The organism is Cloacibacillus evryensis DSM 19522, assembly GCF_000585335.1.
Lineage (GTDB): Bacteria > Synergistota > Synergistia > Synergistales > Synergistaceae > Cloacibacillus > Cloacibacillus evryensis.
The window spans coordinates 274,128-298,082 of the sequence record NZ_KK073872.1 but is presented as its reverse complement, the minus strand read 5'-3'; the positions used below and the strand labels follow the sequence as shown (position 1 = coordinate 298,082).

Genomic DNA, 23,955 nt, shown 5'->3' with positions numbered 1-23,955 from the left:
GGGGGAATCAGCATGACTGAGACTAAAAAAACGCTTGTTTCAATGCGTGGCGTGGATAAGATTTTTTACGGGAAGCACGCCAACAAGGGCGTCGATTTTGAATTGCTCGCCGGCGAGGTGCACAGCATACTCGGAGAGAACGGCGCCGGCAAGACTACGCTTATGAACTGCCTCGCGGGGATATATCTTCCCGACGCCGGGTCGATATATATCGAGGGCGAGCCGGTCTTTCTTCCCAACCCCAAGGCGGCCATCGGCCACGGGGTCGGCATGGTCCATCAGCATTTTATGCTCGTCCCCGTCTTCACCGTCTGGGAGAACATCATTCTCGGGCTCGGCGACATCCCGCTCGTTATAAATAAAGAAAAAATCATCGCGCGCATTCGTGAAATATCCGACCGTTACAGCCTCGCGGTGGACCCGGAGGCGAAGGTGTGGCAGCTTTCCATCGGCGAACAGCAGCGCGTCGAGATACTAAAAATGCTCTACCGCGGCACGAAGGTGCTGATACTCGACGAGCCGACCTCCGTCCTTACGCCGCAGGAGACGCGGGAGCTCTTCAAGACGCTGAAGGACATGGTCGCCGCCGGACACGGCATCATCCTCATATCCCATAAAATCGAAGAAATAATGGAAATATCCGACCGCCTCACAGTGCTCCGCAAAGGCGTGCGCGTGGCGACGCGAGAGGCCGCCGGCGTTTCAAAGGCGGAGATCGCGGAGATGATGGTCGGCCACAGCCTCGAAGGCACCTCGCTGCCGGAAGACCGCAGGAAGCCGGGAGGGACGGTGCTCGAATGTTCCCGCCTGACGCTGAAAGACGAGCGCGGCACGGAGGCGTTGAAGGGCGTCTCGCTCGCAATACGCGGCGGCGAGATCCTCGGCGTCGCCGGCGTCGACGGAAACGGGCAGGACGAGCTCTGCGAGGTCCTCGCCGGACTGCGCTCCCCGGATTCCGGTTCGGTATCTCTCGAAGGAAACGACATTACCTCGGAGGGAACGCGCGGCTGCATAGAAAAGGGTATCAGCTACATTCCCGCCGACCGTAAGGGAGTGGGGCTCGTCGCCAACATGAGCATAATCGGGAACATCGCCCTCAAGGGCTATTGCCGGCCGCCGATGGAGAAGAACAAATTCTTCATGGACTGGGCATATATCACGGATTTCGCGGCGGAACGCGTCAAGGATTACGACGTCCAGATACCGGATCTCTTCGCGCCGGTGCGCGTGCTCTCGGGCGGAAATCTCCAGAAGCTGATGCTCTCACGCGAGATATCCGAGGAAACCAAGGTCATCATCGCGATGCAGCCCACCTGGGGACTCGACGTCGGCGCGGCGGAATTTGTCCATAAGCGGCTGATAGAGGCGCGCGAGGCGGGAGCGGCAGTGCTTCTCATCTCCAAGGACCTGCAGGAGCTCACCGCCCTTTCCGACCGCATAGCCGTCATGTACAGCGGGGAGATAAGCGGCGTTGTGGACGACCCGCGAAGCGCCGACATCGAAAAGATCGGCCTGCTGATGGCGGGGGTCAGAGACAAGGATGTAATTTGACGGGGCCGTTTTCTTCTTCCGAACAAAACCATATCTTCTGTTTCGGGAGCGGACGGCTTACATTTATTCAGTTATTCAGTCCGTTATCATTTCGCGGAATCTCCGGTGCTGCCAAAGCCATTGCCCTGGATTCTCGCGGATCATCCTCTCATATTCCTCATTCATCCGGATCGTGAGGCTGCGCACAGCCTCGCCGCGTTTCATATTCTGGGGATGTTCGATAGGTTTTCCGAATGAAAGGTAAAACTTAAAGGGCTCAATGCGGGTGAATGCCACCGGGATCATCGGCGCGCCGGTAAGCATGGAAAAGGCCGCCGGGCCGGATGCCGTCGACGTGTTCTGCCCGAAGAAGGGCACGGACATGCCATCGTCGCCCCAGTGCTGATCAGCGAGAAAGCCTATCATCGTGTTGTCTTTAAGCAGCGTCGCGACATGTTTCATCGAGGAGTCTTTTGATATCGTCCGCAGGCCGGAATTTTCCCTCAAAGTTTCTATCAGCCGCCGCTGGAAGGGGCTGTCCGAATGCCGCACGAGCCCATAAAAGGGGAAATGGCGCGAGCACCAGGCGGCGCCGAGCTCCCAGCTGCCCAGATGCGCGGAAAACAACACCGCACCCCTGCCCTCTTTCAGCGCCTTTTCCACATGCTCTATGCCCCTTACCTCCAAGACCATGCGGTCGATCAGCGAGGGGTCATGCTGCCAGGCGAGCATTTCAACGCCGGTCCAGATCATGCTTTCGTAGGATTCGGCAAGTATTTTCTCGCGTTCCGCCTTCTCTTTTTCCGGGAAGCAGAGCATTATATTGCGGCGCGCCACATCCTTGCGCACGCCGATCAGCCTCAGCAACGGTATGAACGCGCCGGCGAGCAGGTTCGCGCGCCAGCCGGGGCGGATGCTCCTGGCAAAGGCCATGAAGGCGCGGACCTGATGATCGGTTATTTTTTTTCTTGTCTCTTCTTTCAAATGTTTCAGCCTTCCGTAATGCGGCCGCCCATCATAGCGGGGGCCGGATATTATTGGGACCATTTTAATGCCACCGCGCCGGATGCGAAAGTGGCGCGGCGGAAATTCGGCCGTTCCCGCCGCCAAATAATAGACGGAGGCGACGCAGTCTGCCGCGTTCCTCCGTCTCTTGGCTCTATATCTCTGTCTGCGCGCCTATTTAAACTTGAGCAGCCGGAAGTCTTTTTTGCCGACGTTGAGCTGGAGGTAGCGGCCCGCGAGCAGGTCTTCCTCCGTTATCTGGCGTCCGGCGTCGGCGATCTTCTCGCCGTTGAGGTATGCTCCGCCCTCTTTGATCTTCTTCTTCGCGTTGCCCTTGGAGTCGCAGGCTCCGCAGAGGACCAGGAGGTCGGTGACGCCGTTCGCTTCGGCGAGGTCCGCCTCGGCGCAGGGTATTTCCGCCGCGAGGGTCTCAAGGACGTCCGCCTGTGCCTTTTTGATCTCCGTTTCGCCGAAGAGGACGGCGCTCGCGTCAAGCACGCGCTTCGCGGCCTCCTCGCCGTGTACGCGGCAGGTCATCTCCCAGGCAAGCTCTTTCTGGGCTTTGCGAAGGTGGGGAGCCTTGTTATGCTCCTCGAGCAGCGCCTCTATCTCGTCAAGTTCGCGGAAGGTGAAGAGCCTGTAGAGCTTTTCAAGGTCCTTGTCATCGACGTTTATCCAGAACTGGTAGAATTTGTAGATGCTCGTGCGCTTCGACGAGAGGTAGACCGCGCCGCTCTCCGACTTGCCGAACTTCTGCCCCTGCGCGTTGAGAAGCAAGGGGAAGGTGATGCCGTAGCACTGGCCGCCGGATTTTTTGCGCGCGAGGTCCATGCCCGCGATGATGTTCACCTGCTGGTCGTTGCCGCCCATTTGCAGGGTGCAGCCGTATTCGTTGTAGAGGTGGTTGTAGTCAAAGGCCTGAAGCAATATATACGAAAGCTCCGTGTAGGTGATAGATTTGTCAGGGTCGAGCACGCGGCTGCGCACATATTCGCGGTTGACGAGGAAACTGACCGAAAAGTATTTTCCGGTATCGCGCAGGAACTCGATGTAGTTTTCATTTTTGAGCCAATCGTTGTTGTTGACGAGCAGGGCGCTGTTATCTCCGCTTTCGAAATCAAGGAAATGCTTGAGCTGTTCCGCGATGCAGGAAACATTGTGGAGTATCTGCTCCTCGGAGAGCAGGTTTCGCTCGGCGCTCTTCCCCGAGGGGTCGCCGATGCGCCCCGTGCCGCCGCCGGCGATGGCTATCGGCCTGTGCCCCAGGCGCTGGAGCCACGCGAGCCCCATGATGGCGACGAGGTTCCCGACGTGGAGGCTGTCGGCGCTCGGGTCGAAGCCGATATAGCCCGTCACCATATTTTTCATGAAGTGCTCTTCAAGCTCTTCATTATGGCTGCTCCACTCGACGAAACCGCGTTCCCTCAAAACCTTAAGTGCGTTCGTATACATAAAAAAACCTCCAGAGTTTAGAAAGTACTTATTTTTCTCCCGGCCTTGATATAAAGTTCTTCTATTTCGCCGCCGTTTTGTACCAGTTGATGCGGCCTGAGAGTGGTTTCTCCCATACGATCAGCACGCGTCCGAGCTGTTTGAGGACGCTGCCGAACGAGTCGGTGATCCCCTGGTCGAAGGGCGACAGCGAGAGGTCCGGCTGCAGCGGCTCCGCCAACTGCTCGTTATCCCCGTATCCCTGGTAATCGCCGTATGGCCCGGAGTCCTCCATGCCCTCTTCTTCAAGGAAGCTGCTCATCTTCGTCATTTCGGACAACGCGCCTCCGATGCGCGGCAGGTCCGCCAGCATCCATCCGACGACCGCCTCATCCTCTTTGAGGAATTTGCCAAGCCTGTTTTTGGCGTTGATGGACTGGGGCGTGGTCAATCCCAACACCGCGATGCCGTCGCGGCCCGCGCCGATCACGGAGAAGGGCACATTGGTGGTCCCGCCGAAGGTAAAACCGGGCAGAGGCTTCGGCTCCGCGCCGAAAAAGAGGTTTTTCCAGAATGAATCCACAAGCTCGTTCATAAGTTCGGTGCGTCCGGAGAATTCCACGAGGAAGCCGGGGAGCGAAAACCAGAGAATGCGGTTCTGCCCGCCAAGAGAGAATACCGTCTGCCCCGAAAGTATCTCACGGATCTGAGCTTCTTTCATGTCGAGGTTTTCCGCGATCTCTCCGAGAGACGAGAGCGGAAAAGGCCAGTCGCGCGGGTCGCCGCCAAGCGGAGGCAGGTTAATCCCCATTGAGAGAAGGAGCGGCTCCGGGATGATGCAGTCCGCCGTATCCCACTTTTTCGCCTTCAAAGACGAGGAGAGGTAAGCCTCCACGGGCTTTCCAAGGTCGACGAGCGCCCAGCGGATCTCGCCGGCCGGGTCGGACGGGTTCTTTGGTTCAAGGCTGTGCCAGGCGGCTTCGATCATTATCGGGAACTTATGCTCGGCGCCCGCCGTGATGACGCCGCCGTCCGATACCTCGATATGCGCGGGCCAGCTCTTTTCCTGCCGCCACTTTTTGCCGCCGAGGTTAGCGGAAGATTTTTTCGAGGCATCCTCCATACGGCGCAGCGCGGAAAGCTCCGCCGCCATCAGGACATTCTTGCCTTTTACCGTGTAATAGACGGGAGAGGAGAGCCCCTCCGCCTCTATCGTGAAGACTCCCTTCTCGCTGCCGGCACGCACGGACGCTCCCTTGAAGACCGTTTTCAAGGCCTCGGGCAGGGAACCTTTTTTAAGCGCCGAGGTGTCTGACGGCGCAAAACGGAAGGAGGCGTAGACCTCCGTCATCCCCTCGCCGCCGTCTTCGACAAGCAGCGCGGCCTCTTTTGCCGCCGAAGTGGCCGAAAGCAGCGCGTTTCGCGGCGTGCCTCCCTTGAGCAGAGCGTAAACGCCGTCGGTCAGCAGCGCCGAAAGCGCCTTCGGATAACTGCCTTCTTTTGTCTCCGTCAGCACATAGGGGCGCGATCCTTCGGGCTTGGGGATCATCGTCAGGATGCCAGAAGAATTCCACAGCGTGTATGTGAAAAACAGAACCGCAAGTATCACCGCCGCTGCGGCTGTGCCCGCGGCGTATTTGACCCTTTCCGTCATAGAGCATCCCATCCTTTTTGTTCCACTGCGATTATCTCTTTTCTTCTCTTTTTTCTTCTTTGTATTCTATCCTATTGTCGCTCAAGGCGGCCGCCGCTTCAAGCAGCGTCCTTGCTGAAATGAGCAGCGGCATTATGTTTTTGTACTGTTCCTCGTTCTGGATGACGGTCTGCTGCATCCGCGCCGTGCGCGCCGAGATGAGGTTCAGCAGGTCCTCCACATCTTTGGAGTTGAACTGGATGCGGTCGAGGATGCGCGGCGAGATGACGGGCATCGCGATCTTCTCGGGAGCGGGGGCCAGGAGGTCTATCTCGTCTCCGATCGCCGGTATCCGCGTCGAATAGCCGCTGTCCTTGAGCCCGAGGGCCAGCGATTCCGCCGATTTCGGTTCGCCGTGGACGATGATGAACTGGGCCTTTTTCGGAAAATGGCCGGCCCATTTCAGCAGGTCGTCGCGGTCCGCGTGGGCGGAGAATCCGTTCAGCGTGTGGAACTTGGCCTTGACCGATATCTCTTCTCCCGCGATGCGCACGCTCTTGGCTCCGTCGACAAGGCGGCGTCCGAGGGTGCCGTAGGCCTGGTAGCCGACAAAGAACACATGCGTATCTTTCTTGAAGAGGTTGTGCTTCAGGTGGTGCATGATGCGCCCGCCGGAGCACATGCCGCTTCCCGCGAGCACGATGCCCTCCGCCATGTCATTGATGGCGCGCGACTCGTCGGCGCTGCGGACGAAGCTGAAGCCCTTCGGCTCGAAGGGGTCCTCTCCGTTCATAAGCAGCTCTTTGAGCTCGCGCGAGAGCAGCGTCGTATGCGCCGAATATATCTCCGTCGTCCGTACTCCCATCGGAGAATCGAGATATATGTTGGGCATTTTGAGATCGGGCAGCTTCTTCTGGAGCAGCTTGAATTCGTAAAGCATACGCTGCGCGCGGTCAACGACGAAGGTCGGCACAAGCATCTTGCCGCCCGAACGGATGGCGTCTTCCATCGCGCTCTGGAACTCGGCGCGCGTATCTTCCAGCGATTTATGGAGCCTGTCGCCGTAGGTCGATTCGATGAGGACAAAATCGGCCTCTTCGACGATTGCCGGCGGTTTCTCAATGACGCCGTCAAACTGGCCGAGGTCCCCGGAGAAGACTGCTTTGACGGGTTTTTGCCCCTCTCCCTCCGAGATCCAGGTCTCGATTATCGCGCTTCCAAGGATATGCCCCGCTTCGCGGTAACGCACCTTTAGCCCGGGATATATCTCCACCATCTCGTCATAAGGGATCGGATGGCGGAAGGCCAGCGCGTCTTCCACGTCGCTTTCGCTGTAAAGCGGCTCGACCTTCGGCAGCCCCTTGCGGGCGTTTTTGCGCGAGCGCCATTCCGCGTCCTCACGCATGATATGCGCCGAGTCGCGCAGCAGTATTTCGATCAGCTGCGAAGTGGCGTGGGTACAATAGACCTTTCCTTTAAAGCCCTGCTTCACGAGGAGAGGAATTTTGCCGCTGTGGTCGATATGCGCGTGGGTCAGGAGGACGGCGTCGATATCGGCGGGGCTGAAGGGGAATTTTTCTTCCTCGTGCTTCTCCTCGTCCATCCCCTGGTGCGTGCCGCAGTCGACTAAAACTTTGTAACCATCCGTCTCTATCATATAGTTGGAACCGGTAACTTCACCGGCGGCGCCCAAGATTCGCAGCTTCACTGTAGCTCGCCCGGAGGCTCCCACCTTTCAAAATAAAAGTAACAGATAAGAACACTTGCCAATAAAACAACAGCGCAGAAAAGCTGTCGGCAGACATTCCGCTCCTGCTATTATTCTACATTCTGGAGCGGTACTTCACAACTTATAATTGTGCCGATTCCCAATGCGGACGTTATTTCCAGAGAGCCTCCGGCAAGGCGTATGCGCTCCTTCATATTCGACAGTCCGCGGTGCCCCTGAACGCGGAGCTCTTTCACGTCATCCGGCATGTTGAAGCCCTTGCCGTTGTCCTCGATACGCATGGTTATCCGGTCGTCTCTTTTCTCAAGCTGGACGGAGACGAAGGTGGCCCCGCCGTGGTTGACCGAGTTGTTTATCGATTCCTGCACCACCCGGTAGAAGGCCAGGCAGAGGGAGGCGGGCAGGGATTCGTCGTCGTAATCGTCCCCGTTCTCGACTTCAAGATCTATCTGCACCCGTAGTTGTGAGGACATACTGTTGCAAAGCTCGGCCAGCGAGTGGCGCAGTCCGAGGTCAAGCCAGGGAGGGGTCAGGTTGTTGCAGAATTCGCGCATCTCCTTGACGCCGATCATCGCCACCTTTTCGGCGTTCACCAGGTTGTTGATGGTCTGCTCGTCGCTGACATCCAGCGCCAGCAGCCGCAGTCTCTGGACCAGCGCCGTGACGTCCTGAAGGGGGCCGTCGTGTATCTCGCGCGAGATACGCTCCCGTTCCTCCTCCTGTACCTTCACGATGTCGGTGATGTAATCGCGCGAGAGCTGCTCCTTGTCTATCGCCGACTGCGCGAGCACCACGAAGGTAGAGCGCAGCTGCTGCAGCTCTGGGACCGCCTCCGGCGCGGAGGCGTCGGGCAGGTCGTATCCGAGGCGCAGCGACGAGACCTCGTCGTCAAGCTCGCGCAGCGGCAGGATGACCTTTTCATACAAGAGATATATCGCAAGAATGGTGATAATGGCGAGAGTGCCCATGATAAAGGGCCAGACGGTGACGAGGAGCACCATGGAACCGAAGAGCATCTTCCATGAGACCGCGCCGATTATGTAGATGTTCTCATCGGGAATGGAATAAAACATCCCCGTGAAATAGTCGCCCCCCTTGCCGCGGATCTTTACCGGCGTTGGGGAATCAAAGGAATCCACCCAGTCGACGAGAAAGTTCACCTTCCCGGGAGAACCGTAGATGAGCGTCCCGTCCTTCTGAAAGACGGCGAACATCCCGGGAAGGTTCGTCTCTTTAAGTACCGCGGCGATGGAGGTCACATCCTTGTCGAGCGGCTTTCTCATGTAGGTGCCGTCGGGCTGGACGTGCCATTTTTTGGAATCGAGTCTGGCCGCCACGCTGTCCACCAGGTTCTCGACATAATTATTCGCGTTGGACTCCATGCTCTTCTCAAATTGATCGTATACCACCCACGCAAGGACCAGCGCGAGGAGCGCGGGAACGAGAAGGGCGGTTATGAGCTGATAGAGGAGTCCTTCTTTCCTCATTTAATCAAGAAGTTCCTCCATCGTGGCGATGCCGTATTTGAGGGAGAGCAGCATCGCCTCCGTCTTGTTCTTGGCTCCCAGCTTATCGTAGATCGAGGCAAGGTGCGTCTGGACCGTGCGCTCGCTGATAAAGAGCTGCGACGCTATCTCTTTTCCCGAAAGACCGCGCGCCGCGAGCAGCAGCACCTCGCGTTCGCGTACCGATACCGGCTCCGGAACGAAATCCTCACCCTCTTCGACCGCGCTCGCGACGTCGCTGTCAAGATAGAAGCCGCCGCGCGCCGCGATCCTGATGGCGCGTGAAAGGGTGTCCATGGTGGCTGTCTTAAGGACATATCCGCGCGCCCCCGCGCGGAGGGCCGCCATGACATACTGATTGGCGTCGTACGACGTGAGCATCAGCGACGCCGTGGGGATCCCCGCCTCCTTGACCTTGCGCGCGAGCGCGATGCCGTCAAGGCCCGGCATCCTGATATCGAGCAGGGCTACCTGCGGCCTGTGCGTCTGGATTCCGGTCCATGTGGAGTTGCCGTCGGCGTATTCCCCAACGATATCAAAATCCGGTTCCTTTGACAGATACCCCTTTATACCTTCTCTGGTCAGCGGATGATCGTCGGCAAGAACGATGGATATAGACATACTTATTGCTCCCTTCTCTGCTTTTGTTATTATACTTGTTTTTTGGTTCTCAGATCGAAAAAATATCTTTAGGCAGCGTCTGCGGATCGACCCAAATACTCTCCACTCCCGACTCCGCCATCACGGCGCGGGCAAGCTCGTCAGGATATGGATAGAGAAAAAAGACCTTCTCGCAGCCGGCGTTTATCAGCGCCTTCGTGCAGTAGATGCATGGTTCGTGGGTACAATAGAGCCATGAACCGGCCGTCGCCGTTCCGGCGGCCGCCGCCTGGGCGATCGCGTTTATCTCCGCGTGGGAGCCGCGGCATATCTCATGCCTCTCGCCCGAGGCGATGCCAAGCCGCTCCCGGAGACATCCCGCCTGTTCGCAGTGGCTCACCCCGCGCGGGGCCCCGTTGTAACCCGTGCTCAATATCTGCCTGTCACGTACAAGCACCGCTCCCACCTTACGGCGCAGACATGTGCTCCTGCTTGCCGCCACCTGCGCCATAAGAAGAAAATATATGTCCCATTCGGGCCTGTTCGTCATTTTTTTATGCCTCCGCAGCATCAATATTAAGGGAAATTACCTACCAGATATATCAGCCGCCGTTAATGCGACCGAATGCGCGCCTCGTAAATTCCCCTCTATCGACAATTATATAATCTATATGCATGTGATAGTTTTTTACATAGGAAATTACTGATTAATCTTTATGTTTTTATGGATACCTTACGCAAATAAACGGGGCCGGCAGCCGGCGCCGCCTATTCAATAAGAAAATTATCGCGGTAAAACGGCGGGATTTCAATAATCCCGTCCGGAAATAGAGGCCGGTCCGCCGCATAGCGGCAACATGACGGCGGCTTTACTTAAAAAACAGGAGATCAAACTAATATGTTTCAAAAAAGAGAACGCTGAGCATAACTCTCTAGGCCAAAACCGCGCGATATCACATCTCCAGTGAGGCGGCGTTTATTATCCTGATCACCTTCTCCCTCAGCTCCGGTTGAGAGTGGGTACCAAGCCTCGCGCAGACCTTCGCCCTCTCGCCGCAGAGCAGGCAGCGGCGTTCGGGAAATCCCATCCGCGTGCGCGAAAGGGAGCCTTCGCGGGTGATAATATCGATATCGAGCACACGCCCGGCGGTCATGGAGTTCTCCGCCTCCACCGCGCATTTTTTCAGCGCCGCGGCCTCAAATTTCAGGGCGTCGAAGGCCCCCTGCCAGCAGACGCCTGCGCCGTTCTCAAGATACCGTTCTTCGGACGGAACGGCATGAGCGTGGTCCATCAGGTATTTGCGGCACTTCCTGACGATCTCGATATCGCGGGGGATACGTTTCGGATAGCCGGGAATGTTGAGCCCGATCTGGCAGATAAAATAACTTCCCTCCGTCGCCTCCAGCCAAAGCCGCTGCCAGGCGGCGCGCTCGTCGCGTCCGGCAAGCACCTCTTCGAGCGGCGTCATCGGGCATCCCTCAGCTTCGCGGCCACGGCGGCCCCGCGCGGAGTTTTCAGATATTCAAGCGTCACCGCCGGCAGCAGCGCCGCAAGTCCCGCCTCTTCGCCGGCGGCGATCATCGCGCGCACGCGCGAGGCGGAAATGACCTCTCCTCCCGACGCCGCGCGGCTGATCTCCGTCACTTCACAGCCAAGCCCCGGCAAAGTCTCTTTCAACACCGAATTATAAAGCGCCGTGACGAAAGAGAGAGGCTCCGTGCCCACAAAGCGGCGTTCAAGCCCCAGCGAGGGCGCGAACAGGGAGGCGAAAAGCCGCGCGTCAAGCTCGGCCTGCGCCCGCGCCACGGAGCTCTCCCCCCTGTCTTTAAGGAAATAGGTCGGGAAGGTCGCCGCCGAAACGGCGTAATGAGAGCTGGATATCACACGGACGTTGGCGATGTCGGCCGTGCCGCCGCGGACAAGTTCCAGGCGGTCGGCAAAGGGAAAGACGGAGGCGTCCTCCTCGACGACGATCACATAGAAGAGCGGCGAACGTTTCGCCGCCTCCTCGATGAGATAACGGTGTCCCAGCGTGAAGGGATTGCAGTTCATCACCGCCGCCGCCGCGGGCGCGCCGTTTTCCCGCCGCAGAGCTTCGAGCGAGCGGCGATAGTCCTCCACCCCCGGCGCTCCGCACTCCATCAGCACGGAGCGGCTGGAGGCCGCGAGTTCACGGAAGCCGAGGCCGGCGAAACGCTCCGCCATCTCTGGCTTTGTATAGACAAAAAGGTGATAAAGGCCGTCCTCGCGGGCGGCGCGCATCAGCGCCGAGATGACCGCGCCAGAGAGCCCCGCCTCCTGCCACCGCGGATCGGCGGCCACCATCTTGATCACGGAGCCGGAGAGGCTGGCCGTGGCGACGATATTTTCATCGCAGTCCTCGGCGACGGCGGTATAGTCGGGAGAGCCCTCGAAGACAAGGCCGCTGCGCTCCAGCAGCCCTTCGACGGCTCTTCTTTCATAACCGCAGAGTTTGCGCGTTACGCGGCAGTTAAATCCAAACATTTTTAACTAATCCTTTGACAGCTTCCTCTTTACGATCTCCCCGATAGCCGAACGCGGCATCTCGGTCACAAATTCGATGATCCTCGGCACTTTGTAATAAGAGAGCTTCTTCTTGCAATACTCGATGAGCTCCTTCGCGGAGACCCGCTCTCCCTTTTTGAGCACGACGAAGGCCTTTACGATCTCGCCGCTTATTGAACGCGGCACGCCGATGACAGCGGCCTCAAGCACCAGCGGGTGCTCCTCGAGCGTCTTCTCCACCTCGCGCGCGTAGACCTTGAAGCCGCCGACAAAGATGACGTCACAGGCGCGCCCGACGAGATAGAGGTATCCCTCGTCGTCAAACTTCGCGATGTCGCAGGTGTTGAACCAGCCGTTTTCAAAACGTTCGGCCGTCAGCTCGGGGTTGCGGTAATAACACTTGGCGACGGAGCTGCCCCTTATCCACAGATGTCCCTCGCGTCCCTGGGGAAGCACCGCCCCCTCGTCGCTGCGGATCTCGGCCTCGACGCAGGAGAGCAGCGTGCCGACGCTGCCCGGCTTTGCGGCGTTGATCGAGGGCGGCAGCGCCACCACCGAAGAGGCCTCCGTCAGGCCGTATCCCTGGAGCACGGGAACGCCGAGCAGCCTTTCGGCGCGCGCCGAGATCCTGGCCGGGAGCCGGTCGCCGCCCGAGAGGATGCAGCGCATGGAAGAAGAGAGCGTTGCGCCGCGCGAGACGGCGCCGATCATCAGCGCGATCATCGTCGGCACCGCCGTCGCGATCGTCACCTCGGCGTGTTTGATGGCGTCCATCGAAGATTCGACGGGCATGAACGAGGTCAGTATCGCCTGCCGCGTCGCCTTTACCAGCGGGAGCAGCGCGCCGCACAGGAACCCGAAGACGTTCGAGTTGGGCAGCGCATTCAGGAAAACGTCGTCCTCGTTGAGCATGTCGATATGCTCTACGCAGCCCTCTATGCAGTACAGCAGATTATCGTGCGTAAGCGGCACGGCCTTCGGTTCGCCCGTGGTGCCGGAGGTGTAGAAGATGACCGCGGTCTCTTCGCTCTCCTCCGCGCAGGGGCGTCCGGGAATATTCTCCTCAAGGGTATCCAGGCTTATCACGGAGCAGGGGATGCCCTCCTCGGAGATAAGCTGGACCAGGTCCTCACAGCCGCGGTAAGTCAGCGCCGCAAAGACGTCCGCGTGCCGCAGCTGCCGGATGAGCGGCAGATAGCCGGAGCGGAAATCTATCAGCACGACCGCACCGCCAAGACGCCAGACCGCGACCGCCGTCGCGAGCAGCACGGGGCTGTTCGGCATCAACAGGGCCAGGCGCTGTCCTCTTTTGAAATTACTGGCGCGGAGCCTCTCTTCGCATTCCTCGATCAGTTCGAGAAACGCCCCGCGAGACCACCACGTCTTCTGCCACCAGATAAAAGGCTCCGTCGGGAGCCTGTTCAGATTATCCCTGATAATGATATCCAGCCTGGAACTCAACTGCATCACATCCATAGTTTATTTCTGCAACTTTTTCAATAACACCGGCCGCATGCGATCCGCCGATCATACGCGGCATATACCAAAAGACCCGACGCCTGAGAGCCGGGAGGATCTAGCGGCCAAACGTCAGAGCCAGATACGCCTCCCAGGCGGCCGAAAACGAAAGCATGCTCTCGGGCACGTCATAGCGGGGATGATGCAGCGGGTATTCAAGCCCAGTGCCCATCAACATGAAAAGAGAGGGCACACGGTGGCTGAAGAACGCGAAATCATCGCCGGAAAGCAAAGGACGCTCAAGCATGTTGAGCCCGTCCTCCCCGAAAAAAGGAACCCCGACACGGAGGAGTTCATCCACCATATCGAGGTTATTGTCCACCTGCGCGTAGTTGCGGGTATATTCCACCGACGCCAGTCCTCGGAACGCCTTCGCAATAGCCGGGGCCACCGCTTCGATGCGGCTCTGTACGAAATCGCGCACTTTGGGGTCAAAGGCGCGCAGCGTACCCCAGAGGTTGGCCTGTTCGGGAATTATATTATAGGCCTCGCCGGACTCTACCTGCCCGAAGGAGACGACCACGGGTTCGCGCGGGTCCACCTCGCGCGAGAGCATCGTCTGTATCATAATGATCACGTTGGCGGCGATCGTAACGGGGTCGACCGTCATATGCGGCTCGGCGGCATGTCCCGCCGTTCCCCTGATATCTATATGGATACGGTCAGAGAGAGCCGTCATAACGCCGCGCCGTGTAAAAAGTTCTCCGTATGGGAGCTCGGAGGCCCAGTTTACGGCGACGCTGCGCCCGATGTGAAACTTTTCGATGATGTTATTTTCCGTGAGGGTCTTCGCGCCGCTTCGCCCCTCGCCCGCAGGCTGAAAGAGAAAGACCACCCTCTGCTTCAGCTCGCCGCGGTATTTCGAAAGGACGGAGGCCGCGCCGAGCAGGGAAGCCATCTCCGCGTCATGGCCGCAGCCGTGCATCGCGCCGGGCATACAGGACGAAAAGGGCAGCCCCGTCTGTTCCTCGGCCGCCGTCGCGTCCATCGTCGCGCGCAACATCAGCGCCGGGCCGGGTATCTCGGCCCCCAGCACGCCGATCACCGAGGTCTGAATGGCAAAACCGGTCGTCACCGCCATCCCTGGAATAGAACGCATAACGTTCGTGATCTTCGACGCCGTTATATTCTCTTCAAAAGCAAACTCCGGAAACTGATGAAAATCACGTCTCCAGTCCTGTATCTCGCCGGATATCCGTTCAGCCTCCGCAAGCAACGAAGCGCCTAAAGATGAAAGCTCCAGATGTTCCTTCATGCCCGTTCTTCCTTCCGTCACAGAAAAACATACAAATTATACATCTGAATAGTTTATCACAAAACAGAGGGAACGTGTAAAATAAAGCGTGTGAAGGACGGCATTCAAAGCCGCGGAACGATTTTGCCGCGTTCCGGTTTGAGCACGAGACTGTTAGGAGGATACTGATGACAATTCCGCAAAAAGGGGCCGCGGCGGCCTTTCTCTCATATCTCTGGTGGGGATCGATGCCGCTCTACTGGAAGGCGCTCTCCTCCGTATCCTCCTCCGAGATCCTCGGGCACCGCGTCGTGTGGTCCGCCATCTTCACCTTCGCGCTCATAGCGGTCACGGGACAATGGCATAAAACAACGGCTTTCGCCGTGAAAAATAAACGAAAGACCCTTTGGCTCTTCCTCGGCGGCTATCTTATCACCCTCAACTGGGGACTTTACATCTGGGCGGTCAACGCCGGGCGCATCCTTGAAACAAGCCTCGGCTACTACATAAATCCCCTTGTATCGATGTTTTTCGGCATGCTCTTCTTCGGCGAAAAACTACGGCGCGCCCAGCGTATCGCCATCGCCATCGCGGCGGCCGGCGTCTGCATACAAATAATCACCATCCGCGAAATACCGCTCGTCTCGCTGGGGCTGGCCCTCTCATTCGGCCTCTACGGGGTGCTGAAAAAGGCCGTCTCCATCGAGCCCTCCGTCGCGCTGCTGATAGAGACCCTCTCCGCCGCGCCGGCGGCGCTCGCCTACCTCTGCTGGCTGCAGCATACGGGGGCGGCGAACTTCCCCTACAGCTTGACGACGGACCTGCTGCTCGCGGGAACGGGCGTAATGACCTCCGTCCCGCTACTGCTCTTCGCCTACGCCGCTCAACGGATAAAACTGACGACGATCGGCTTTATTCAGTACGTCTCCCCGACAATGACATTCCTGATCGGCACCTTCATATACAACGAACCGCTCTCCATCCACCGGATAATAACATTCGCCTGCATCTGGAGCGCGCTCGCCGTCTACTCCGCCGACACCGTAGTCTGCGCCGGGAGAGAACGGCGGCGGCTGGAAGACATTTAGAGAGCCGCTGATTATATGCGTCAGGTTTTGTATGACAAAGTGGATTAATCAGTATTTCCTGAGCCTCCGCCGGCGGGCCTTCATCAAAAAATTTAATTCAGATCACTATTTTGTACAAAATCTAAATTCACACTATCCCTCTGTTGACATTTTTATCCCATGCGGGTAATATGCTGGGAAATAATTTCTGGCACGAGAGAAGGGTGACCGCATGTTACGACAATACAGAATTTTAGCATCCGCCTGCGCAGGATACACCCGACCTCGACCGTATACCCTCTAACGCATCTTCGGCGGACCTCCGGTCCGCACCCCTTTCTTTTTATCTTAATTGAAAGAAATATCCGATCATGGCCGCCCGGCCTCTTCAGGCGCGGGCTTAGTCCTGCGCGTCAGCGGCTGGCGGCGCGCCGGGACTCTGTTTATTTGTCTGAAAGGAAGAAATTGAAATGAAAAATATAAATGACCGCAATACGGCGACCGCCGGCTGCCTCACAGACGAGGCGCTCATGGGAAAGACCCTCGGAGTGGCGGGATTCGGACACCTTGGAAGCTCAGTCGTCTCTTCGCTTCTCGCGCACGGTTTCCCCAAAGAACGGCTGCTGATCTCATGCGGTGGGCGCGCTGAGACGCTCGAACGCGCCCGCGCCGCCGGGCTTGCCCGCTGCATGACGAAAACCGCCGAACTAATGGGGCGCTCGGACATCATCCTGCTTGCGGCGCGCCCCCAGAGCCTGACGGATTTTTGCGGGATGGCCGTAAAAAAGGGAGCCTTCATCATCTCATTCATGGCCGGCATCTCGCTGGAAACGCTGCACCGCGTATTCTCCGCGGATCTCTGCCGCGTCATGTGCAGCGGACCGGAGACGATAGCCGACGGACTGGGGCTCGGCGTCTCCTTCCCCTCCGAGGCGCGCTCCTGCGCGGTGCTCAAGGCGGCGGGGCTCAAAGTATTCGACCTATCCTGCGAAAGCGAGCTCGATTCCTTCACCGTGGGGATCTGCCTGCCGCCAATACTGCTCAACACCGAAGTCGACGAAGACGAAAAGCGGTCGGCGCTCCTCGATATGTCGAAACGTTACCCCATCTACCGCGAGCTCGCCCCCTGGATCGACCGCGTGACCGCGGCCCATGCCGGCGAGAAAAGCGGGGCTTCGCTCACAAACGTATCGACAAAGGGCGGCGTGACGGAGGCGATGACGACTGCGCTGAGAGAGGGAGCCTCCTTCTCCGAAGCCCTCGTGGCCGGGCTTTCGCGCAATGACGAACTATGCGCCGGACTGCGCCGGAAATTCGCCGTTTCCGCGGCGTAAAAGCGCGGGCCGGCCTGTGAACGCGGAAGGGCCTCCCCGCAGAGACAGGGAGGCCCCTTTATTTCCAATACCTCTTATCTTCGCAGGTCAATTCCGGAATACGCCGCCGGCCTCAAGCCGGCGGGCGATGACGGCGGCAAGCGCCGCTTTTGCCGCGTCGCCGGCGATAGTGCTGAAAAAGCCGATCGAGAGGACTTTAAAAAATGTCGCGCCGCCGGACTTGACCCAGAAGTTCAAAATGACGTAGAGATAGGCGACGCCGATAAGATAGACGACCGCGACTCCCGCCATCGCCGCGGCAAAATACTGGAGGCGCGTCACCGAACCATATTTTTTGAAAAACATGTCGCGCAAACAGCCGCTCAGCCAGGCGCAGCCGATAAAGCCGAGAATATAGCCGAAAGAGGGCATCAGCACCGCCGCCGGGCCGGCCGCGGAGGTAAAGACGGGAATGCCGATCAGCCCCATCGCCATATAAAGCGCCTGCGAGGCGGCTCCCCTCTTCGGGCCAAGCAAAAGCCCGGCAAGCATACAGACCAGGGTCTGCAGCGTGAACGGTACAAAAGGCACCGGCACCATCAGCCTTGCGCCTACGGCGGTAAGCACCGCGAATATTGATATCTCGATCATCGCCTTTATCTTCATGCCGAAAATAATAACGCGGCGGCAAACTTGTGTCAACTTAAATTTTTTATTTAGTTTACATACAAAATCTCCTCTCCAGCTAAATCGGCGGAAACCGCGCTTATAAACGGCGAATTATACGTGTCCTGCCCATCGGCGCGGGCGAATTTACAAATATTGGCGTGACTTTGTCATTCATGCTACAATTCTAAGGGATCTAGGCGAGTTTGCCTGTCCGACGGGGCCGACTTTGCGGCGGAGAGGCAATCAACATACAAGCAATTTAAATGACATAAAGGAGAGGTTTTTGCTATGAAGAGTTTCAAAAATTCGCTCTGTGTTCTTATGCTGCTTCTGTTTCTCGCCCCTTGTTCCGACGCCGCCGAGGTGAAGCTGCGCTTTGCCGGACAGTTCCCTGAGGATCACAGCGCGATAAAGTCCATGCGCGAGATCGCAAACGGAGTGAGGGAGAAGACCGGCGGGCGCGTCGAGATAGAGGTCTTTCCCGCCAACAGGCTCGGCGATTATACGATAATATATGAGGACCTGATGCGCGGAGCGGTGGATATGGCGCTCATCTCGGTCCCCAGCCAGTTTGACCCGCGGCTGGAGCTCGTTTACCTGAACGCCTTCGCCAACTACGACGTACTAAAAAGGGAGTTCAAGCCCGGAAGCTGGCTCTCAAAAAAGATGAACGAGTATAATACGCGCCTTGGCGTAAAGTTCCTCGGTTTTAATATCGAGGGGCTCACCGGCATCGCCTCGAAGAAACCGGTGCGCGAGCCGCTGAATCCAAATATCAATAAGGGTGTGCTCGCTCGGGTCCCCTTCATGAACGTCTATAAGTCGGCGGCGGAGGCCCAGGGCTACCGGACGATCTCGCTGCCCTATTCCGATATAGCCCGTTCTCTGCAGGACGGCACCTGCGACGCGGTCTCCTCGATATCGACCGGCGCGGCGCTGTCGGAGCTCAAGGGGATAATGAAATACTGGTACCAGCTCAACTACTCGCAGGAGACTGAATCGTATCTCATGAGCGCGAAAAGCTGGGACAAACTCAGCGAGGACGACCTCGCGGCCATATACGCCGAGGTCGCCAAGGCATCCGCGAAATCATTCGAACAGGCACAGCAGAACGACAGGAAGAACCTTGAGATGATGAGAAAAAACGGCGTGCAGGTCTTTACCTATACAGACGCCGAACTGCTGCCGCTGCGCCGGGCGGTGATGGAAAACTGGAAGCAGCTCGACCCCACGATGGGCGCCCAGCTAATGAAAGAGGCAAGGAAGCATTTTTCGATCAAGGATAAATAGACGCCTCACGGCGGCCGTCCGCCCGTAAATGAGTCAGCGAAAAAGCCTCCGCTTTCAGCACGCCGCGGAGGCTTTTCGCCGTCCGCCCACGCGCTCTTCTTCGTTCGCCGTTCAGCCGACGCGCGGCAAACGCCGGGAAGGCGCTTTTCCTTTAATTACTCTGGCATAACGCAGGTATATATGATATAAAGGCGAAGTACGTCTTTAATTTGCCGCTATTGCGAGAAAAAGGGATATCACATATTGCGGGGGACCGTTCGGAGCGCCGCAACACGAAAAGAAAGAGTGATATAGTTATGAGATGCCTGAAAAATATACTCTGTTCCTTAATGTTGCTTGCGCTTATTTCATCTCCCTCCGCGGCCGCCGAGGTCACATTGCGCTTCGCGGGACAGTTCCCGGAGGAACACAGCGCCACCAAGCTGATGAGGGAGATCGCCGAGGGCGTTCGGACGAGGACGCGCGGGCGCGTCAACATAGAGGTCTACCCCGACAATCTGCTCGGGGATTATACGATCATATACGAGGACCTGATGCGCGGGGCGATCGACATGGCGCTGATCTCCATTCCAAGCCATTTCGACCCGCGCCTTGAGCTGGTCTATCTCAATGCCTTCGTCGACCACAACGTTGTCCGGAGAAATGTCAGGCTTGACAGCTGGCTCTCTCAAAAGATGGATGAGTACAACACGCGGCTGGGCGTCAAACTGCTGGGATTCAATGTGGAGGGACTCACCGGCATCGCCTCTGTCAAGCCGATAAACTCCCCTCTGGACCCTAAAGCCGACAAGGGGCTTCTCGTGCGCATACCGCCCATGCACGTCTATAAGTCGGCGATCGAGGCACAGGGATACAGGACCGTCACGATGCCATACGCCGATACGGCCCGCGCGCTGCAGGAGGGGAGGTGCGACGCCGTCTCCTCAATATCCTCCGGAGCTGCCCTCGCTAACCTTAAAGGCATCATGAAATACTGGTATCAGCTGAATTATTCACAGGCGGTGGAGTCCTATCTCATGAGCGCCAAGACCTGGGACAGACTCAGCGAGGGGGATATCGCGGTGATCTACGGCGAAGTGGCGCGCGCCTCGGCGAAGTCTTTTGAACAGGCGAAGCATAACAATAAAAGAAACCTCAAGCGGATGAGGCAAAGCGGCATACGGGTCTTTACCTACAGCGACGCGGAGCTGCTGCCGCTGCGCCGGGCGATCGTAGAGAATTGGAAGGGGCTGGAACCGGTGATGGGACGCCAGCTCATGAACGACGCCAGAAAACATTTTCTGATCGACGCGGAGCGCTAGCCGCCGAACGCCGCGTCGGATGGGCGCGGCCTCCGGCGGCGCTGCCGGAGGCGCACGCACGCCCCATCTAGCCGCAGCTGTGGCGCTGATTTACAAAAACGACTCCGGCCTCGTTGATCTCAGCCTTGGTCTCTCTGCCGCAGCAGACCGAGAGCGTGAAATCCAACAGCTCCTCCCCAAGCTCTTCAACGCTTTTTTCACCGCTGAGGCTCGCTGAGGTATCGAAATCTATCATGTCGTTGTGTTTTTCAAAGGTGGCGTGGTTGCCGGTGATCTTTATCACCGGCGCGACGGGGCTGCCGATGGGGTTTCCCATCCCGGTGGTAAAGGCCACCAACTGAGCGCCGCCCGCGATTTTCGCGGTTATCGATCCGCAGTCGTAGGCCGTGGTATCCATATAATAGAGGCCCCGCCCCTTTATGTATTCCCCCGCGGCGAGCACTCCCTCAAAGGGACGCGTGCCGCTCTTGTGTATGCAGCCGAGGGATTTTTCCGAAAGCGTCGTGAGCCCGGCGGCGATATTGCCAGGCGTAGGGTTAGTCAGCCGGATGTCGGCGCCGGTCTGTTCTTTTATGTCACGGTCCCACCGTGCCGTCATCTCGCAGAGGCGGCGGCCGATCTCCGGCGTCCGGCCGCGCGCGAGCAGGATATTCTCCGCGCCGATCGCTTCGGAGGTCTCGCTTATCACGACCGCCGCCCCCAGGTCGACGAGGCGGTCGGAGAGGTCGCCAAGCACCACGTTGGCCGATATGCCCGAGGTGGGGTCCGAACCGCCGCACTCAAGGCCGACGATCAGCTCCGAGATGTCGATCTCTTCGCGCTTCAGCTTCCGCGCCTCTTCGACAAGCTTTTCGGCAATTTTTATCCCAGCCGCGACCGCTCCGCCTATGCCTCCCTCCTCATGGATGGAGATGTAATGCAGCGGTTTGTCGCTCTTCGCCGAGACCGCCGCCAGATAGAGCTCCCGCTGCGTCGCCTCGCAGCCGAGGCCGACGATGAGCGCGCCGTAGACGTTGCCGTTCGCGATAAGGCCGGAAAGTATCTCCAGAGTATGTTCCGTATCAGACGGCGATTGTCCGCAGCCGTTATGGTTGTAGAGAAAGGTCGTGCCGGGGACGGCGTCGGCGATCTTCCGGGCCGCCGCCGAGGAGCAGAGCACGCCGGGCATGACCGCCACGAGGTTGCGCACTCCTGTACGGCCGCCCGGCCGCCGGTATCCGAGAAACTTCATCTCAGCGCTCCTCTCCGATGTCGGTCAGGTTGTGGCTGTGTACATGGGCCCCGGCGGGGATGTCCCGCGTCGCGCGGCCGATTTTTTCGCCATATTTGAAGACGGGCGCTCCCTTTGGAACGGACACCAGCGCTATCTTATGATATATGGGGATGTCGTCGTCGGCGGTTATCTCCATCAGGTCGCCGCCGTTCATGTAGGCCAGCACTTCGCCCCTCTTCACGGAGCGGTTCACTGTCGCGACCGAGTCGCGGATGGATATGAGGATCGCGTCTATCTTTATCTGTGCCAAAATATTACCCTCAATCTTTAAGAAGTTTGATCTCGGCGACGGCGGCGGCAAGCTGCCCCTTTTTCATCACTTCGCCGCCGCTGAAACGCTCGAGGACGCTTTTATACCGCTCCGCGTCCGCTCCGAAGAGCTCGCGGAGCCAACCGCTGAATTCGTCAAGGGTCACCGTCGCCTCATATTCGCGCGCCGGGAACTCCAGCCGTCCGAAGGCGCGGCGGAAGGCGTCGCGCACCTCCAGCCAGTGCATCTCCTGATCCACGCCATATATCGTTTCCGAGGCGGGGTCCATGTAATCATATATCACCGAAAGCTCAACGCCGCGCCACCAGAGCGATTCCACCGGCACGTCGTCAAAATTGAAGAGGGAGAGTTTGTCCTTCGCCCCCAGGAGCCGCCACTGGACGTCGAGCGGGCGCACCTTGCGCGGCGCGGTATTTTGCCTGACCGACTCCGCGGCGAGCGCGCCGGCGGCCTGCCCCGTCAGCATTGTGACCGGCTGCAGGCGCGTCGAGCCGTTGACGATGCGCGATACGGAGATGTTTTTCTCCGCGGCCAGCAGTCCGTCCACCTTTTCGGGGACAAGCACTCCCAGCGGTATCTGAAAAAGGCCGCCCTTCCATTCGCTGTCGGCCGGTATCTCATCCGCTCGCTCGCCGAGGTCCCTGTCAAGATACTGTGGCTCACGCAGGCCGTGGATATCGGTCGGGTACTCGCCGAGCGCGATACTGTCCGGATTCGTCTTGAGCATGCGCCTCAGCACCCGGTCGCGCTCCACATCCTTGACCGTCATCGTCGTGACGCCGACAATGCGGCGGCTCTCGCGCACATAGGGGAAGGGGGGGAAATGTATCAGCACGGAGGAAAATTCGTCTGGCATCTCCTTCCACTCCTGCCAGTTGTTGCTGAAGTACTTGCCGTACCCCTGCCGGTCGTCCACCGACCAGTCCTCCAGTCCGAGTTCCGTCTGCATATAGAATATGAAAGCGAGAGTCTCTGCCATCGCCCGACGCTCCGCCTCGCGGCGGAACTTTTTGTCTTCAAGGTACTTCACCGACATCCCCGCCTCGCCATACTTCCTGCCGGGATAGTCGTTCGCCCAGTTTACGCCGGTACGGGTTATGAGCGGCCATGTGGATGAAACCCCGCCGTCTATTTTTTCACGGTCCGGGTTTGTCGTATCAGGCATCGCGCGGTAGGCGTTATGCACCGGCACGTTGAAGGGATACTCTCCGGGCCACCAGTCGCCGTCTTTTGTTATCACCTTGCGGAAATGGGGCAGATAGTCTTCGTATCCTGGGGGGCGCTTTGTCAGCTTCAGCTCCGGCGGCAGCCCGTCGGGATATTTCTTTACCACCGCCACATAGGTGATATCCTGGATCACACTCTCTTTATCGATCTTCGGCGCGATGCTGTTGCCAACACGGTAGCGCGCGCCGGTGAGCGGGATGAAGTCGCCGGTCTCCGTGGCGTCGATGAAGACCTTGGCCGTCACCGTCGTCTTCTCGCCGCCGCTTTCAATGACGGCGGAAACGACGCGGTTCTTCTCGGTCTTTACTTTAAGCACGCGCGCTTCGAGAAAGAGCGTTACCTTTCCGCTCTCCTTTATCATGTCCGTAAGTATCTTCCGTCCCACCCACGGTTCAAAGGCGATCGTATCCGAGCCCCAGTAACAGACGTTGACCGGGGTATTGCGCATTGCGTAATAGTCCCGCACACGCGTGATAAACTCATTGTATATGCCCGTGCGCGTCCGGCGCACGTCGTCCATAGTCGAGACCGCGGCTCCCGTCATCTGGCCGCCGATCCAGTCCGATTCCTCGATGAGCGCGACATCCATCCCCATACGCGCCGCCTGGATCGCCGCCGCCGAACCGCCGGTCCCGGCGCCGATCACCGCCACGTCGAAGCGCAGGCCGTCCGCGGCGAAGGCGTTGTCCGACGTCATCGTCAAAAGAAATATAAGTGAAGCGATTAAAAAGGTGAGCAACTGAAATTCCTCCAAGTTCTTGTAGCTTAGCCATAACTTTTTAATTATACTATGGTCAGCGGATTTATCAAATATGCTGCCGGATGCGAAAAA

20 protein-coding genes are annotated in these 23,955 nt (G+C 58.3%); 5 read left to right on the top strand and 15 right to left on the bottom strand.

Features of this window, described 5'->3' with window-relative positions:
- Window positions 1–12: 12 nt before the first annotated feature.
- Complete coding sequence (locus tag CLOEV_RS01240; RefSeq protein WP_034441427.1) at window positions 13–1,551, top strand: ABC transporter ATP-binding protein; 1,539 nt, start codon at window positions 13–15, stop codon at window positions 1,549–1,551.
- A 75-nt stretch (window positions 1,552–1,626) separates the two neighbouring features.
- Here CLOEV_RS01240 and CLOEV_RS01235 read toward each other — a convergent pair whose 3' ends face one another.
- The 11 genes from CLOEV_RS01235 to CLOEV_RS01185 all read right to left on the bottom strand — a co-directional run bounded on the left by CLOEV_RS01235 (window position 1,627) and on the right by CLOEV_RS01185 (window position 14,733).
- Complete coding sequence (locus CLOEV_RS01235; RefSeq protein ID WP_039916922.1) at window positions 1,627–2,514, bottom strand: lysophospholipid acyltransferase family protein; 888 nt, start codon at window positions 2,512–2,514, stop codon at window positions 1,627–1,629.
- Window positions 2,515–2,709: 195 nt separating this feature from the next.
- Window positions 2,710–3,987 carry a tyrosine--tRNA ligase gene (gene tyrS, locus CLOEV_RS01230; RefSeq protein ID WP_034441423.1) on the bottom strand — a complete coding sequence of 426 codons (1,278 nt, stop codon included), beginning with the start codon at window positions 3,985–3,987 and terminating at the stop codon, window positions 2,710–2,712.
- 61 nt (window positions 3,988–4,048) lie between these two features.
- Window positions 4,049–5,620, bottom strand: a complete 1,572-nt coding sequence (locus CLOEV_RS01225) for a hypothetical protein (protein WP_034441420.1) — start codon at window positions 5,618–5,620, stop codon at window positions 4,049–4,051.
- Between the two features lie 31 nt (window positions 5,621–5,651).
- Window positions 5,652–7,307 carry an MBL fold metallo-hydrolase RNA specificity domain-containing protein gene (locus tag CLOEV_RS01220; RefSeq protein WP_034441418.1) on the bottom strand — a complete coding sequence of 552 codons (1,656 nt, stop codon included), beginning with the start codon at window positions 7,305–7,307 and terminating at the stop codon, window positions 5,652–5,654.
- Window positions 7,308–7,417: 110 nt separating this feature from the next.
- Window positions 7,418–8,815, bottom strand: coding sequence for a sensor histidine kinase (locus CLOEV_RS01215; protein ID WP_034441415.1), 1,398 nt, complete (start codon window positions 8,813–8,815; stop codon window positions 7,418–7,420).
- Window positions 8,816–9,454: a response regulator transcription factor gene (locus tag CLOEV_RS01210; RefSeq protein ID WP_008709403.1), complete on the bottom strand. Its 639-nt coding sequence runs from the start codon at window positions 9,452–9,454 to the stop codon at window positions 8,816–8,818. It lies immediately after the preceding gene.
- Between the two features lie 49 nt (window positions 9,455–9,503).
- A complete protein-coding gene (locus tag CLOEV_RS01205; protein ID WP_008709402.1) occupies window positions 9,504–9,983 on the bottom strand; it encodes a deoxycytidylate deaminase in 480 nt (159 codons plus the stop codon).
- 403 nt (window positions 9,984–10,386) lie between these two features.
- Window positions 10,387–10,902 (bottom strand): citrate lyase holo-[acyl-carrier protein] synthase, encoded by a 516-nt coding sequence (locus CLOEV_RS15610; protein ID WP_008709400.1) that lies wholly within the window; start codon window positions 10,900–10,902, stop codon window positions 10,387–10,389.
- Window positions 10,899–11,939 (bottom strand): [citrate (pro-3S)-lyase] ligase, encoded by a 1,041-nt coding sequence (gene citC, locus CLOEV_RS01195; RefSeq protein WP_008709398.1) that lies wholly within the window; start codon window positions 11,937–11,939, stop codon window positions 10,899–10,901. Before citC ends, CLOEV_RS15610 begins: the two co-directional genes overlap by 4 nt.
- Window positions 11,940–11,945: 6 nt before the next feature.
- A complete protein-coding gene (locus CLOEV_RS01190) occupies window positions 11,946–13,427 on the bottom strand; it encodes an AMP-binding protein (RefSeq protein WP_034445029.1) in 1,482 nt (493 codons plus the stop codon).
- A 109-nt stretch (window positions 13,428–13,536) separates the two neighbouring features.
- The gene (locus tag CLOEV_RS01185; protein WP_008709395.1) at window positions 13,537–14,733 is read right to left on the bottom strand and encodes a M20 metallopeptidase family protein; all 1,197 of its coding nucleotides are present in this window, start codon (window positions 14,731–14,733) and stop codon (window positions 13,537–13,539) included.
- A gap of 167 nt (window positions 14,734–14,900) precedes the next feature.
- On the opposite strand from CLOEV_RS01185, the gene rarD reads away from it, so the two are divergent.
- The gene (gene rarD, locus CLOEV_RS01180; RefSeq protein WP_034441412.1) at window positions 14,901–15,800 is read left to right on the top strand and encodes an EamA family transporter RarD; all 900 of its coding nucleotides are present in this window, start codon (window positions 14,901–14,903) and stop codon (window positions 15,798–15,800) included.
- Between the two features lie 449 nt (window positions 15,801–16,249).
- Complete coding sequence (locus CLOEV_RS15605) at window positions 16,250–17,113, top strand: pyrroline-5-carboxylate reductase family protein (protein WP_051484796.1); 864 nt, start codon at window positions 16,250–16,252, stop codon at window positions 17,111–17,113.
- A gap of 87 nt (window positions 17,114–17,200) precedes the next feature.
- Here the strand turns inward: CLOEV_RS15605 and CLOEV_RS01170 are convergent, their stop codons facing one another.
- Window positions 17,201–17,743, bottom strand: coding sequence for a biotin transporter BioY (locus tag CLOEV_RS01170; RefSeq protein WP_169732174.1), 543 nt, complete (start codon window positions 17,741–17,743; stop codon window positions 17,201–17,203).
- Window positions 17,744–18,049: 306 nt separating this feature from the next.
- Between CLOEV_RS01170 and dctP (CLOEV_RS01165) the strand changes: the two genes are divergently transcribed.
- The gene (dctP, locus tag CLOEV_RS01165) at window positions 18,050–19,051 is read left to right on the top strand and encodes a TRAP transporter substrate-binding protein DctP (protein WP_008709391.1); all 1,002 of its coding nucleotides are present in this window, start codon (window positions 18,050–18,052) and stop codon (window positions 19,049–19,051) included.
- A gap of 296 nt (window positions 19,052–19,347) precedes the next feature.
- Window positions 19,348–20,352 carry a TRAP transporter substrate-binding protein DctP gene (dctP, locus tag CLOEV_RS01160; RefSeq protein WP_034441409.1) on the top strand — a complete coding sequence of 335 codons (1,005 nt, stop codon included), beginning with the start codon at window positions 19,348–19,350 and terminating at the stop codon, window positions 20,350–20,352.
- Window positions 20,353–20,419: 67 nt separating this feature from the next.
- Here dctP (CLOEV_RS01160) and CLOEV_RS01155 read toward each other — a convergent pair whose 3' ends face one another.
- From CLOEV_RS01155 to CLOEV_RS01145, 3 genes are read right to left on the bottom strand one after another with little or no spacing between them, the layout of a single operon-like run.
- Window positions 20,420–21,583 (bottom strand): UxaA family hydrolase, encoded by a 1,164-nt coding sequence (locus tag CLOEV_RS01155; protein ID WP_034441406.1) that lies wholly within the window; start codon window positions 21,581–21,583, stop codon window positions 20,420–20,422.
- A gap of 1 nt (window position 21,584) precedes the next feature.
- The gene (locus tag CLOEV_RS01150; RefSeq protein WP_008709387.1) at window positions 21,585–21,875 is read right to left on the bottom strand and encodes a UxaA family hydrolase; all 291 of its coding nucleotides are present in this window, start codon (window positions 21,873–21,875) and stop codon (window positions 21,585–21,587) included.
- A 10-nt stretch (window positions 21,876–21,885) separates the two neighbouring features.
- Window positions 21,886–23,862, bottom strand: coding sequence for an FAD-dependent oxidoreductase (locus CLOEV_RS01145; RefSeq protein WP_034441405.1), 1,977 nt, complete (start codon window positions 23,860–23,862; stop codon window positions 21,886–21,888).
- Window positions 23,863–23,955: the final 93 nt, after the last annotated feature.